The organism is Pasteurella testudinis DSM 23072, from assembly GCF_900176075.1.
Lineage (GTDB): Bacteria > Pseudomonadota > Gammaproteobacteria > Enterobacterales > Pasteurellaceae > Chelonobacter > Chelonobacter testudinis.
Genome location: NZ_FWWV01000032.1, coordinates 1 through 12,096 on the forward strand (window position 1 = coordinate 1; position 12,096 = coordinate 12,096).

Below are 12,096 nucleotides of genomic sequence, written 5' to 3' on the forward strand. Positions count from 1 at the left end.
TTTGCTACAATGCACATTAGCAGGGGAATTAATCTGTTTTGGTTATCAAGACAAATGGGACATAAAGGACCTGAAATGCTTTTCCGCACCTATGGATCTTATCTCAAAGAGTATCAGGGTAATGTAGAAAGAGCCGTATATGATCCGCAAGGATAAGCCTATTAAAAATTCAATTTAAATATCAATAAGATACCGCCTTTCAGCTCACGGGTTCAACTCCCGCCAGCTCCACCAAAAATATATCGTTACTGTTCGTAACTTATCGGAAAGCCTAGAGAATACAAGCCTCTAGGCTTTTTTCTTGTTCGTAGCTTACCGTTTCTTTTCGTCTTAAAACTAGAGTTTTAGTAATACGTTTAGTAATATGCCGATCGTATTACTAAAAACCGTATTACTAAAAACGCCCGGAGGCTTGATATGGCTAGGATTGTTAAGAGGTTAACCAATACACAAGTTGATAAAGCAAAACCATTAGAAAAGCCGTATCATCTTGCCGATGGTGGCGGCTTGTATTTGTTGGTGAAACCCAACGGGGTGAAAACATGGCAATTTAATTATTACAAGCCGATAACTAAAAACCGCACTTATATCAGCCTAAATAATTATCCTGATCTTTCTCTTGCTCAAGCAAGATCCAAGCGGGAGGAATTTAAAGCATTGCTAGCTCAAAATATCGATCCGCAACTCCACCAACAACAAGAAATAGAACGGCAACAACAGGCAGATAACAATACGTTTGCCAAAATTGCCGCCGCATGGTTTGAAGAACGCAGAACTCGCGCCCACTTTTCAGCAAAAACCGCCGCCGATACTTGGAGCATGATCGAGCGCCATATACTGCCCCACTTTGGCGAATTGCCAATAACACAAATTACCGCACTTATGGCTATCAATGCGTTTAAGCCGCTACAAATCCGTGGAACACTGGAAACCTTAAAACGCGCAATTCAGAAAATGAATGAAATCATGACTTACGCCTTACACCGGGGAATTATTGAAAACAATCCAATTGCCAACATTGGAAAAGAATTTGACAGTCCAACCGTTACCCACATGAAAGCAATCAAGCCGGAACAATTGGGCGAATTTTTGACAGCCCTCGCAAACGCTAATTTAACGCTCACTACGCGGCTTTTAATTCAATGGCAACTGCTGACAATGACACGCCCAGCAGAAGCCGCCACAGCGCGCTACAGCGATATAAACGAGAAAGAAAGAATATGGACTATCTACATTCAAAAAGGCTTAAAAACTACCGACGAGGGGCGAGAACATAAAGTTACGCTATCAAAGCAAGCTATCGCAGTTCTTCGTGAAATCAAAAAAATCAGTGGTGGCAAAACGTATTTATTCCCAAGCATTAAAAACCCAGCAACCCACATAAACACGCAGACGGCAAACGCCGCCATTAAAAGAATTGGGTACCAAGGCAAGCTGGTGGCGCACGGTATGCGCGCAATTGCCAGCACAGTCTTGAACGAAGCCAGAACGCCAGACGGTTTACGCCGATTTGATAAAGATTTAATCGAGGTAGCCTTATCACATATTAATAACGATGATGTCCGCATGGCTTACTTGAGAGCTGAATATCTGCCACATCGTTTTGATATGCTTCAGTGGTGGGGCGATTATGTCGAACAATCAGCACAAAACGTTATACCAAAGTTTCATCTTCAAGTTGTCAATGCTTAAGCCAAGAGAAGCACTAGCCAGCCTTTAAGGTTGGCTTTTTTATATGCTCATATATTTTTTTGAAACTTTTAGATTCTTATCTACTTATCTATTTATTTACTCTTATATATATTTATTTTTTTGATTTCTAAAGAAAAAATAGAAGTAGATGAATAAATAGATAAAGAATAGATAAGGGGGTAAAAATAGATTTATCAATTTCATTCCTTGGCAAAAGTAAGATCGAAAAACACGATCAATTTGTGAAAAAAGCCAGTTACCCTTAAATAGTTTTGTAAATTCCTTGTTCGTACTCTTTCGCACCCTATCGCTTTAAAAACCCTCTATTTACAACATCTTAGAAGTGTTTATCTTATGATATGGGCTACTTGTAGCCGTCTTAATTAAGATAACTTTCAAGGGATTAATCACCATGTTTAAAAAATTACTCGAATTACGCCAACAAAAGGCAAAACTGGCTGAGGATATGCGCAATATGCTGACCCAAGCCGATACCGAAAACCGCAGTTTAAGCGATGAGGAAGCAAAAACCTTTGACGAATTGCGTAACCAAGTGACCGCACTGAATACCGATATTGCGCGCTATGAATCGTTAGCCGATGAAGAGCGCAGTAAGCAGGGGCAGCCGGTAGAAACCAAGCAGGCACCATTAAACAATGACGATTTGCGCCACTACATCAAAACGGGCGAATTGCGTTCACTGTCCACCACCGCCAAAGATGACGGCGGCTATTCGGTTATTCCGCAGTTGGATAAGCAAGTCATGACCCGTTTGACCGATGACAGCGTTATGCGTCAAATTTGTCATGTGGTGCGTTTGCCGATGGGGGCAAAAGAGTATAAAAAATTGGTTTCTGCCGGTGGTGCCACGGTTCAACACGGAACGGAAGGCACAGCACGCACGGAAACCAATACGCCGAAACTGAATGAAGTCACTATCGCCTTAAATGCGATTTATGCCTATCCGAAAACCACCCAAGAAATCTTGGATTTCAGCTCAATTGATGTGCTGGGCTGGCTGACGGAAGAAATCAGCGAAACCTTTACCGAAACCGAAGAAACCGATTTAACCGACGGTGACGGCGATAAAAAAGCGAAAGGTTTATTAACCAATACCCGTGCGACCACCGCCGATAAAACGCGTGCTTTTGGCACACTTCAAAAATTGGAAGTGGCGAACGCCGCAGGGATTACCGCCGATAGCTTGATTGATCTGCTTTATACGTTACACAGTAAATATCGTAAAAATGCGGTGTGGGTGATGAGTTCAGCGATTGCCGCTCAACTTCAAAAACTGAAAAACGGTAACGGTGATTATATCTGGCGTGATGGGTTATCTGCCGGTGCGCCCGCCACCCTGTTAGGCTTACCGGTTCACTATTTGGAAACCATGCCGACAGGCGGCGCAGGTAAAGCGGTGATCGCCTTGGGTGACTTCAAGCGCGGTTATTACATTGTGGATCATGAAACCGGCGTCCGTACGCGTCCGGATAGCATCACCTCACCGGGCTTTTATAAAGTCCACACCGATAAATATTTAGGCGGTGGCGTGGTGGATTCCAACGCCATCAAATTTATTGAAACCAAGGCATAAGCCGAGGGAATCAGGGGGCGGCAAGTCCCCTTTTTTATCAGTGGGGACAGTATGAAAGAATTTGAAACCCGGTCATCAGAAATCAGTTGTGATAATCAAAAATTAATCGGCTATGTGGTGCGTTGGAACAGCCAATCTAAACCGCTATGGGATTTTGTCGAGCAGTTCGCGCCCAATGCGTTTGCGGAATCACTGGCCGAGGGGCAAGACGTGCGGGCGTTGTTTGAACACGATCACACTAAATTACTGGGCAGAACTGCGGCAGGTACGTTATCGCTGGTGGAAGATAACACCGGCTTACGTTTTGAGTTAGTACCGCCAGACACCACATTAGGGCGTGATTTGCTGGTATCGGTTGAACGTGGCGATATTTCCGGTATGTCGTTCGGTTTCCGTACCCTGTCCGATTCGTGGGATTTTGAACAGGAGCCGATGTTGCGCACCGTCAATCGTGCCGAGCTGGTAGAAATCACTATAACCAGCATTCCCGCCTATCCGGAAAACAGTGTTCAAATCGCCCAGCGCTCAATGGCAGAAGCCCGAAAACAACAGAACCCTACCGCACTTTATCAGCGGTGGGCGGATTTGGCTGAGGTGTGATCATGTTTGGTTTATTTAAACGCAAAACGGAACAACGCAATGCGTTCACCGTTGACGAGTATTTATCTTATCTCGGGGCAAGCAATACCGGCGCGGGGGAATTTGTCAGCCCGTCCACGGCCGAAGCCTTGCCTGCGGTATTGAATGCGGTCACGGTGATCAGTGAAGCGGTGGCTGCTATGCCCTGTTATCTGTATCGCTTGGAAAAAGACGGACGGGAACGGGTATTTAACAGTGCGGTGGATTTCTTGCTGAATGAAATGCCGAACCGCAATCAAACGCCGTACCAGTTCAAATACACGATGATGAGGCACTGTTTGTTAAATGGTAATGCCTATGCGGTGATTGAGTGGGATAAAAGCGGTGAGCCGTTATCGTTAACGCCATACCCCCCAAGTGCGGTTAATATTCAGCGTAAGGCCGACGGCAGCTATATTTATCAAATCACTGATTTAAGTGGCAAGGTCAAAACCTATCTACAGGACGAGATTTTACACTTGCGCCACTCGTCCGATGACGGCTTTATCGGGCGTTCGCCGATTACGATTTGCCGGGAAACCATTGGGCTGGGATTAGCACAGCAACGCCATGGATCGGCGGTGATGAAAAACGGCTTAATGCCCAGTGGGATTATTACGACAGCGGAATGGTTAGACGGCGTTAAGGGTGAAAAAACGTTAAAATCGCTTGATCGTTATCGTGGTGCCGCCAATGCTGGGAAAACCCCAGTGCTGGAAGGCTCAATGGAGTATAAACAGCTTGGCATGACAAACCAAGATGCGGAATGGCTACAGAGCCGTACTTTCACGATTAGCGATATTGCCCGAATTTTCAATATCAGTCCGATTTTTTACAAGACTATTCCAACAGCAGCTACAGCAATTTCAGCGAAGCCAGCAGAGCCTTTTTATCGCAAACCTTGCGCCCGTGGTTAACCAACTTCGAGCAGCAGTTAAAAGACGCGTTAATGGTGGATTTGAACCGCACTTCACCGCGCTATTTAATCGAATTTGACACCAGCGATTTATTGCGTACCAGTCAGAACGACCGCTTCGATAGTTACGATGTGGCGATTAAATCCGGCGTGATGTGCCCGAATGAAGTTCGCCGTAAAGAGGGGTTAACCCCGTATGCCGGTGGTGATGAATTTAGTCAAGCATGGAAGCAGACCGTCGAAGTGAAAAAAGGCGATAGCAAGAAAGGGGCGAACGATGGCAAGAATGATTAAGGCAGGACGCTATAACAAGCAGGTCACAATCCAACGCCCGATTAGCACACCGAACAATTACGGACACCATACGACCACATGGGAAGACGTGACTACCGTTCACGCCGCTATCGAACCCTTACAAGGACGGGAATACTTTAGCGGGCCTTATCAATTGGGAGAAAACATTATCCGGGTGCGCATTCGCTATCTGCCGAACATCACCAATAAAATGCGGTTGAAATACGGTGATCGCCTATTGGCGATTTATTCGGTGATAGACAGCCGAGAAAGTCACCGAGAAATTCAATTGATGTGTAAAGAGGGGGAAGCCTATGCCCGGTAGTTTAATCAGCTTAGACGAAGCTAAAGCGCAGTTAATTGTCGATCACGATATGGACAACAATTTGATTCAGGGTTATATCGCGGCCGCCCTTGAGGTGGCACAGACACATATCGGTAAAACTTTTGGCGATAGTCTGACCGATAAGACGGTACCCTTTAATCAGTCTATCAAGATTGGCTGTTTGATGTATGTCGGGCATTTGTACGCCAATCGGGAAATCACTACCGATACCCCACTGCATGCCGTGCCAATGTCGATTAGCGCGTTATGGAATGTGTACCGTGAACCCGGTTTATATTGAGGTGATTGCTTATGCCCTTTCAGCCATTACGGCGTTGCACCTATCCCGGTTGCCGTAACAAAGTGCGGTTCGGACGGTGTGACGAACACAAGCCCAAGGATAACCGCCCATCCGCCGCACAGCGTGGCTACGATAGCCGTTGGAGCAAATACCGGGCGCAATACCTCAAGGCGCACCCGCTATGTGTGATGTGCTTAACCAAAGGCAAATACACGCCGGCAACGGTGATAGACCACATTAAGCCAATTGAGAACGGTCAAGCCGATCCGCTGTTTTGGGCGGCTGACAATCATCAAGCCTTATGCCGTGACTGTCACAGCTACAAGACAAGGGTGATAGATAATCGTGGATTTGGTGCGGTTAAGAGTAAAACCAAGGAGAATTAATCATGGCAGACTTCGCAAAATTAAGTATTCAAATTTCATCAACTGGCGCGGTAAAGGTCACTGATGAATTAAAAACGATCGAACTTCAAGCGGGAAAAACGGAGAAATCTGTTAATTCATTATTGAAAATGGTTAGAGATTTAAAATCATTGATGGCAGTAGGAATGGGGATTGGTGGAATTAACTCACTAATTCAAATGTCTGACACCATGAAGAGTTTAAATTCTCAAATTAGGTTAGTAACAACCTCAACCCAAGAATATAAACAAGTGCAACGTGAATTATTTAATATTTCACAGCATACCTACGCCGGAATGAATGAAACAATCTCTTTATATACACGTTCGACAAGGGCATTAAAAGAGTATGGCTATAGTCAACAGCGAGTTTTAGATTTCACCGAAACTTTAAATAAAGCAATGGCACTGGGTGGACGAAGCGCACAAGAACAATCGGCAGCGCTTTATCAACTCTCACAGGCATTAGGTTCTGGGCGGTTACAAGGTGATGAGTTCCGCTCTATTTCTGAAAATGCCCCGATTATTCTTGAAGTAGTTGCCGAATATATGGGGAAAAGTGCTGCCGAGGTTAGAAAATTATCAAGCGAGGGAGTTATTACTTCTCAAATTATTGTTGAGTCCATGAGATCCGCAAGGGAAAAGATTGAAGCTGAGTTTAATGAATTGCCTATTACATTCGGCAAAGCCATGACACAAATGAAAGATAGTGTTATGTCATGGGTTGGCGGGATTGAATCATCTACCGGGGTCATGGGAGGACTTGCCGGGCTTATATCCACGCTAGCATTAAACTTTGATACGCTGGCTAAAGCGACATTGTACGCAGCATCCGCTTACACTTCTTTTAATCTAATTTCATCCGCAACAAAATTTAGGGCAAATCTTCAAGGTGTGGGATTAATGGCAACGGGCTTTAATAGGTTGACCGTAGCTATAAATGGTACGACAACCGCATTATTTAAAAATCCGTTAGGGTTATTTGTTGCCGGTGTAATTGGTGCGGCGTATGTGTTCGATCAGTTTATATCGGATCTCCAGTTTGGTTCTGATGTACTACAAACAACATGGGGCGATGTGGCTACAGGCGTTTGGATGGATTTCAAAGATGCCATTTCGGATGCTGGAAGTTGGTTAAAAAGCACCTTTGATACAGCTACCCAAGAGGTAGGCAAATATTTCGGCGATATAGTGCCCACTGTTTCACAATCCCTTAATGAGCTTTTAGCCGCTGGAAAACATATTGGGAATCGGTTTATTGGTATCTTTGATTTTAGCTATCAATCGATCAAATTAATCTGGAGTAATTTCCCGGTGGCAATGAGAAGTTTTGGAAAAGCGGCGATTAATGGATTGGTTAAACTTGTGGAAATGGGCGTTAACAAGATCATTGATTTTCTTAAAGCACCAATAGAGCTACTAAATTATATTGCTAAATCATTTGGTAAAGATGGCGGGTTGGTAGATACGTCAGGCTGGCAAGTAAGGCTAGATGATTTTATTTTGCCACCAACAGAAGCAGAGAAATCATTTAAAAAAGAATTAGACAAGATTTATAACATCGCCAATAGCAAAGACTACTTAGGCGGATTGGGTCAAGGTCTGAATGAATACCTCGCTCAAGCTGGATTAAGAGGCAAAGAAGCAAATGCTCAAGATGATCCGGTTGACTTATCTCAAGGGGGTGTATCTTCCGCTTTATCTAATCTTAGCAGCGAAAAGAAAAAAGGACGCGGCAAATCCGAAGTAGATCAGATTCGTGATTTTATCACCGCTCAGAAGCAGAAAATCCAAGCTCAGACTGATGAAATAAGCATGATTGGCTTACTTGCCAGCGAAAGAGAAAAGCTAACCGCTGCCAATCAGCTAGAGATGGAATATCAAAAGCTGATGATCCAGCTATCTCCGCAATATCAATCTGAATTAACTAAGCAATACGAGCTGGTCAAAAAGCAACAAGAAAAGCTATTTAAGCTCAAGGAGCTGACGCAAGCCGATCCAATAGCAGGGCTTAAAGATGGCTTTGCTAAGTTTGGTGATTCCGCAATGGATGTTATGGGTAATGTGTCACAAATCACACAACAAGCATTGGGCGGTATGAGTGGTGCCTTAACTGATTTGGTAATGACGGGGAAAGCGGACTTCCGAGGATTGGCAAAATCTATCATTAAAGACATATCTAATATGATTATCAAGATGATGATATTTAATGCTCTTAAAGCTGGCGGTAAAGCCCTTGGTTTTGATATGTCATGGATGGGTGGGAAATCTGATGGCGGGTTTGTTTTTGCGCATGGCGGTTTGGCAGGCTTTGATGATGGCGGTTTTACCGGCTACGGTGGCAAATATCAACCCGCAGGAATAGTTCATAAGGGCGAATATGTACTGACGAAAGAAGCCACAAGTCGCTTAGGTGTTGATTATTTGGATATGTTGAACTACCAAAAACGCTCAAGAGGATTCTCCGGCGGTGGTGGTATGAGCCTGCCAACAGTCCACACCACCACACAAAACAAGCCTATCAAGGTAGAAGTAAATAACTATGGGCAGCCAATGAAAGCAAAAGTGACCCAATCAGAAGAAAATGGGCAAGTGAAGCTGACTGTAGAGCTGATCGAGACAATGAATAAGATAGCAGAGAGCGCAGCAGATCGGCGAATAATGAATAACTTACGTGCTGGCGGAGCTTTTACTTAATTAGAACTGACATGGGGTGGGGGGAGTTTTAAAAACAAAAGCGCTTCCCCTAAGAACCGCCCGCCCCCTCTAATTTTTACGCACGATGATTTTTTTGAAAATATAGGACACACAATGACGAGACGCAGAACCCCGAAAGTACCGGACTACTTAGACGAGATCGCAACACAGCAATGGAAAGCCCGAATTAAACAACTCTTGGAGCGTGGCGATATTCAAGACGCGGATTTAGTTCACCTTGAAATGTACTGCTTGAACTACTCGCTTTATCGCCGGGCGGTTCAGGACTTGGCACAGCGTGGCTTTTCGATCACCAACTCACAAGGCACGGAAGCCCGCAATCCGGCACTGACTGCGAAAGCGGACGCCGAAAAAATCATGATTAAAATGTCGTCTTTGCTGGGTTTCGATCCGGTCAGCCGCCGTAAAACGCCTGTGGAAACCGAAGATATTGACGAGTTAGACCAGCTAGGGGCGTAAATGAGCGAATGGCATAACTACGCAACGGCGGTTAAAGACGGGCAAATCATTGCCTGTAAGCGCATAAAACAGGCGGTGGCACGCTATTTTTCGGACTTGGAAAACCCTCGTTACACCTTTGACGAAAGCACCGTTAACAGATTTATGGCGTTTGCCAAGTTATGCCCGCACGTTAAAGGCCACTTGCGCGGCCAGCCGATTGAGCTTTCAGACTGGCAACAATTTTTATTTGCCAACCTGTTCGGCTTCAAGCATAAAGAGACTGGATTAAGAAAATACCGTTCTGCTTATGTTCAGGTGGCGCGCAAAAACGCTAAATCTACCATTGCCGCCGTGCTGGCTAACTGGTTTCTGATTATGGAGCCGGGGCAACAGGATATTTACACTGCCGCCGTCAGCCGAGACCAAGCTCGAATCGTGTTTGATGACGCACGCCAAATGTGCTTGCTATCGAAGCCGCTTAAAAAACGGGTCAGCATACTGCAGCATAAAATGATCTACCCGAAAAACAACAGCCTTATGCGGCCGCTGGCGGCGAAATCCAGCACAATAGAGGGAACCAATCCCAGCCTAGCGATTGTCGACGAGTACCACTTACACAGTGATAACAGCGTGTACAGCGCACTGGAATTAGGACAAGGCGCACGCCCTGAGGGATTGCTATTTGCGATCACCACTGCCGGCAGTAACGTTATTTCTGCCTGTAAACAGCATTATGATTATTGTTGTCAAATTTTAGACGGCAACGAGCAGAACGATTCATTATTCGTGCTGATTTTTGAGCTGGACGAAGAGAGCGAAATAGACAACCCCGACAATTGGATCAAGGCTAATCCGAATATCGGCAAATCGATACCGCACTTAGATTTTGAAAATACCATCAAGAAAGCGCGCGGCATACCGTCGGAGTGGGTGGAAATGCTGACTAAGCGCTTTAATGTGTGGTGCCAAGGTTCTACGCCGTGGCTGGGGGATGGCAATTGGGCGGCGTGCCAACGGGTTTACAGTGAAGCCGATTTACACCTGAAAGAATGCTATATGGGCTTGGATTTATCCAGCACCAACGATTTAACCAGCGTATGTTATGCCTTTCCGCATGGTAACAAAGTGCGGTTGTATGCCCGGCACTATATCCCCGAATTTCAGCTTAACAACGTGGCCAACAAGAATCGGGCAATCTATCGGCAATGGGTGCGGCAAGGTTGGCTGATCACCACCGAGGGCGATTGTATCGATTATGACAAAATCCGCGACGATATTCTAAAGGACGCAGAACGATTTGAGCTGAAAACAATCGGCTTTGACGTATGGAACGCCACACACCTAAGAACCCAATTACAAGGCGCAGGGCTTGAAGTAGAACCGTTCCCCCAAACCTATCAGCGTTTCAGCCCGGTAGCGAAATCGGCGGAAGTGCTGATTAATCGGCAGGTCATCGAACACAACGGCGATCCGGTTTTAGCGTGGGCGCTGTCTAATGTGGTTATGGAAACCGACGCCAACGCCAATATCAAGCCCAACAAGAAGAAAGCCGCCAACAAAATAGATCCGGCAATTGCGTTCTTAATGGCGTTCGGCACGTATCAACTGGAATATGGCGATATTGCCTTTGAAATGAGCGAATCGCACAAAACCGCCCTTGATAACTTCAACGGCATAGATTTATAACCTAGCGTCAAAACCTCTATTGAGGATTTTGGAAACGGGTTTAAAAATTGGCGAACTAGCGATAGTTGATATTTTTAAGTAGAGCGGCTAGAATGACTAGACAAGCAACGGCAAACTACAAGCAAAGACGGCAAGTTACAAGATGAAGTTTGAACACCTAGTTAGTGCAACTCTATGTGATTTTCAGTTACTCCTTGAGCAATTTGATTTACCTATCGCGGTAGGCAGCATAAACGATAATGACTTTATACTACTCCAACGTGGTTATGGGGACCTAAATTGGGATTACATTATTACTTGTTATTATAGTACAGATAGTAGTTTTGACTTTTGTCTTAAATTAAAAGACGCAACACGCAAAGGAATTGATGCGCCAATAGGTGTTTTTTTAGCCTCTTATAAAATTGAAGCTGAAACATTAGAAATTTATGGCATTGAGAAATTTGGCAATAGTGTCCATCTAGATGGGAAAATGTTTTTATTTTCTATGTTTGCCACTTTTATATTCATGTCAAAGATTCAGGGGCAATATATTAAGCTAATTGATGTTGAAAAAGGTAATGAAATTCTACGAAGCTATTATAAGCAATTTGGTTTTGTAGAAGATGGCGAAGAAGATTTTATTTTAGGAATGGATAAATTACAAAATCTTATTGAAGATAGTATCAAAAGTAATTAAGGTGGATAATATGAAAAAATCAATAGAATTTTCAGCTAAAGAAGTTTATGAGCGCACCGGAAAGGCAATGGAACTGCTAATAAATGCCGCCCCTAAAATGCTTAATGATGATCGCTTTTTGTGTAAAGGACAAGAAGCGCATGGTAGAAAAAAGATTCATAAAAATAAAAACGCTGCTTAAGCAATAATAGCATTGAGAAAGCACTACTAAAGTAGTGCTTTTTTATTTATAGGCAGACGAAGACTGCCTATAAAAACCATACGCTATGCGTATGGAATCAAAGAGCTTAAGCGATGAAAAGAAAAAATCCTCCGATATAATGAATAAGGCTGACAACCAAAATTCAAAATATAGGAGGATATGCCAATGGCAAATAAATCCAATGACGATTCGAGTTTATCACACACAAGATGGAACTGTAAGTATCA

Annotated in this window: 11 protein-coding genes and 1 pseudogene; all 12 read left to right on the plus strand. The window is 44.2% G+C overall.

Annotated features, from left to right (window positions below):
• Positions 1–417 precede the first annotated feature (417 nt).
• The 12 genes and pseudogenes from B8880_RS10125 to B8880_RS14415 all read left to right on the plus strand — a co-directional run bounded on the left by B8880_RS10125 (position 418) and on the right by B8880_RS14415 (position 11,848).
• Complete coding sequence (locus tag B8880_RS10125) at positions 418–1,692, plus strand: integrase arm-type DNA-binding domain-containing protein (RefSeq protein ID WP_084257490.1); 1,275 nt, start codon at positions 418–420, stop codon at positions 1,690–1,692.
• A gap of 412 nt (positions 1,693–2,104) precedes the next feature.
• Positions 2,105–3,286, plus strand: a complete 1,182-nt coding sequence (locus B8880_RS10130) for a phage major capsid protein (RefSeq protein WP_084257491.1) — start codon at positions 2,105–2,107, stop codon at positions 3,284–3,286.
• A gap of 51 nt (positions 3,287–3,337) precedes the next feature.
• Positions 3,338–3,886: an HK97 family phage prohead protease gene (locus B8880_RS10135; protein ID WP_084257492.1), complete on the plus strand. Its 549-nt coding sequence runs from the start codon at positions 3,338–3,340 to the stop codon at positions 3,884–3,886.
• Positions 3,887–3,888: 2 nt separating this feature from the next.
• Positions 3,889–5,114 (plus strand): annotated as a pseudogene (locus tag B8880_RS10140) (phage portal protein).
• Complete coding sequence (locus tag B8880_RS10145; RefSeq protein WP_084257493.1) at positions 5,098–5,439, plus strand: phage head closure protein; 342 nt, start codon at positions 5,098–5,100, stop codon at positions 5,437–5,439. Before B8880_RS10140 ends, B8880_RS10145 begins: the two are co-directional and overlap by 17 nt.
• Complete coding sequence (locus B8880_RS10150; RefSeq protein WP_084257494.1) at positions 5,429–5,740, plus strand: head-tail connector protein; 312 nt, start codon at positions 5,429–5,431, stop codon at positions 5,738–5,740. The genes B8880_RS10145 and B8880_RS10150 overlap by 11 nt, the downstream gene beginning before the upstream one ends.
• A gap of 11 nt (positions 5,741–5,751) precedes the next feature.
• Positions 5,752–6,126, plus strand: a complete 375-nt coding sequence (locus B8880_RS10155; protein ID WP_084257495.1) for an HNH endonuclease signature motif containing protein — start codon at positions 5,752–5,754, stop codon at positions 6,124–6,126.
• A 2-nt stretch (positions 6,127–6,128) separates the two neighbouring features.
• The gene (locus tag B8880_RS10160) at positions 6,129–8,840 is read left to right on the plus strand and encodes a phage tail tape measure protein (protein WP_084257496.1); all 2,712 of its coding nucleotides are present in this window, start codon (positions 6,129–6,131) and stop codon (positions 8,838–8,840) included.
• Positions 8,841–8,954: 114 nt separating this feature from the next.
• Complete coding sequence (locus tag B8880_RS10165) at positions 8,955–9,320, plus strand: phage terminase small subunit P27 family (protein WP_084257497.1); 366 nt, start codon at positions 8,955–8,957, stop codon at positions 9,318–9,320.
• Positions 9,321–10,988 carry a terminase large subunit gene (locus B8880_RS10170; protein ID WP_084257498.1) on the plus strand — a complete coding sequence of 556 codons (1,668 nt, stop codon included), beginning with the start codon at positions 9,321–9,323 and terminating at the stop codon, positions 10,986–10,988.
• Between the two features lie 142 nt (positions 10,989–11,130).
• Positions 11,131–11,667, plus strand: a complete 537-nt coding sequence (locus B8880_RS10175; RefSeq protein ID WP_084257499.1) for a hypothetical protein — start codon at positions 11,131–11,133, stop codon at positions 11,665–11,667.
• A gap of 10 nt (positions 11,668–11,677) precedes the next feature.
• Entirely contained in the window at positions 11,678–11,848 is a 171-nt protein-coding gene (locus B8880_RS14415) for a hypothetical protein (protein ID WP_159460744.1), read from the plus strand.
• The last annotated feature ends 248 nt before the right edge of the window (positions 11,849–12,096 follow it).

Coding starts and splice junctions, on each gene's coding strand:
- B8880_RS10170 (WP_084257498.1), top strand. CDS start 9,321: ATGAGCGAATGGCATAACTACGCAACGGCGGTTAAAGACGGGCAAATC.
- B8880_RS10155 (WP_084257495.1), top strand. CDS start 5,752: ATGCCCTTTCAGCCATTACGGCGTTGCACCTATCCCGGTTGCCGTAAC.
- B8880_RS10125 (WP_084257490.1), top strand. CDS start 418: ATGGCTAGGATTGTTAAGAGGTTAACCAATACACAAGTTGATAAAGCA.
- B8880_RS10130 (WP_084257491.1), top strand. CDS start 2,105: ATGTTTAAAAAATTACTCGAATTACGCCAACAAAAGGCAAAACTGGCT.
- B8880_RS10165 (WP_084257497.1), top strand. CDS start 8,955: ATGACGAGACGCAGAACCCCGAAAGTACCGGACTACTTAGACGAGATC.
- B8880_RS10135 (WP_084257492.1), top strand. CDS start 3,338: ATGAAAGAATTTGAAACCCGGTCATCAGAAATCAGTTGTGATAATCAA.
- B8880_RS10160 (WP_084257496.1), top strand. CDS start 6,129: ATGGCAGACTTCGCAAAATTAAGTATTCAAATTTCATCAACTGGCGCG.
- B8880_RS10175 (WP_084257499.1), top strand. CDS start 11,131: ATGAAGTTTGAACACCTAGTTAGTGCAACTCTATGTGATTTTCAGTTA.
- B8880_RS10145 (WP_084257493.1), top strand. CDS start 5,098: ATGGCAAGAATGATTAAGGCAGGACGCTATAACAAGCAGGTCACAATC.
- B8880_RS14415 (WP_159460744.1), top strand. CDS start 11,678: ATGAAAAAATCAATAGAATTTTCAGCTAAAGAAGTTTATGAGCGCACC.
- B8880_RS10150 (WP_084257494.1), top strand. CDS start 5,429: ATGCCCGGTAGTTTAATCAGCTTAGACGAAGCTAAAGCGCAGTTAATT.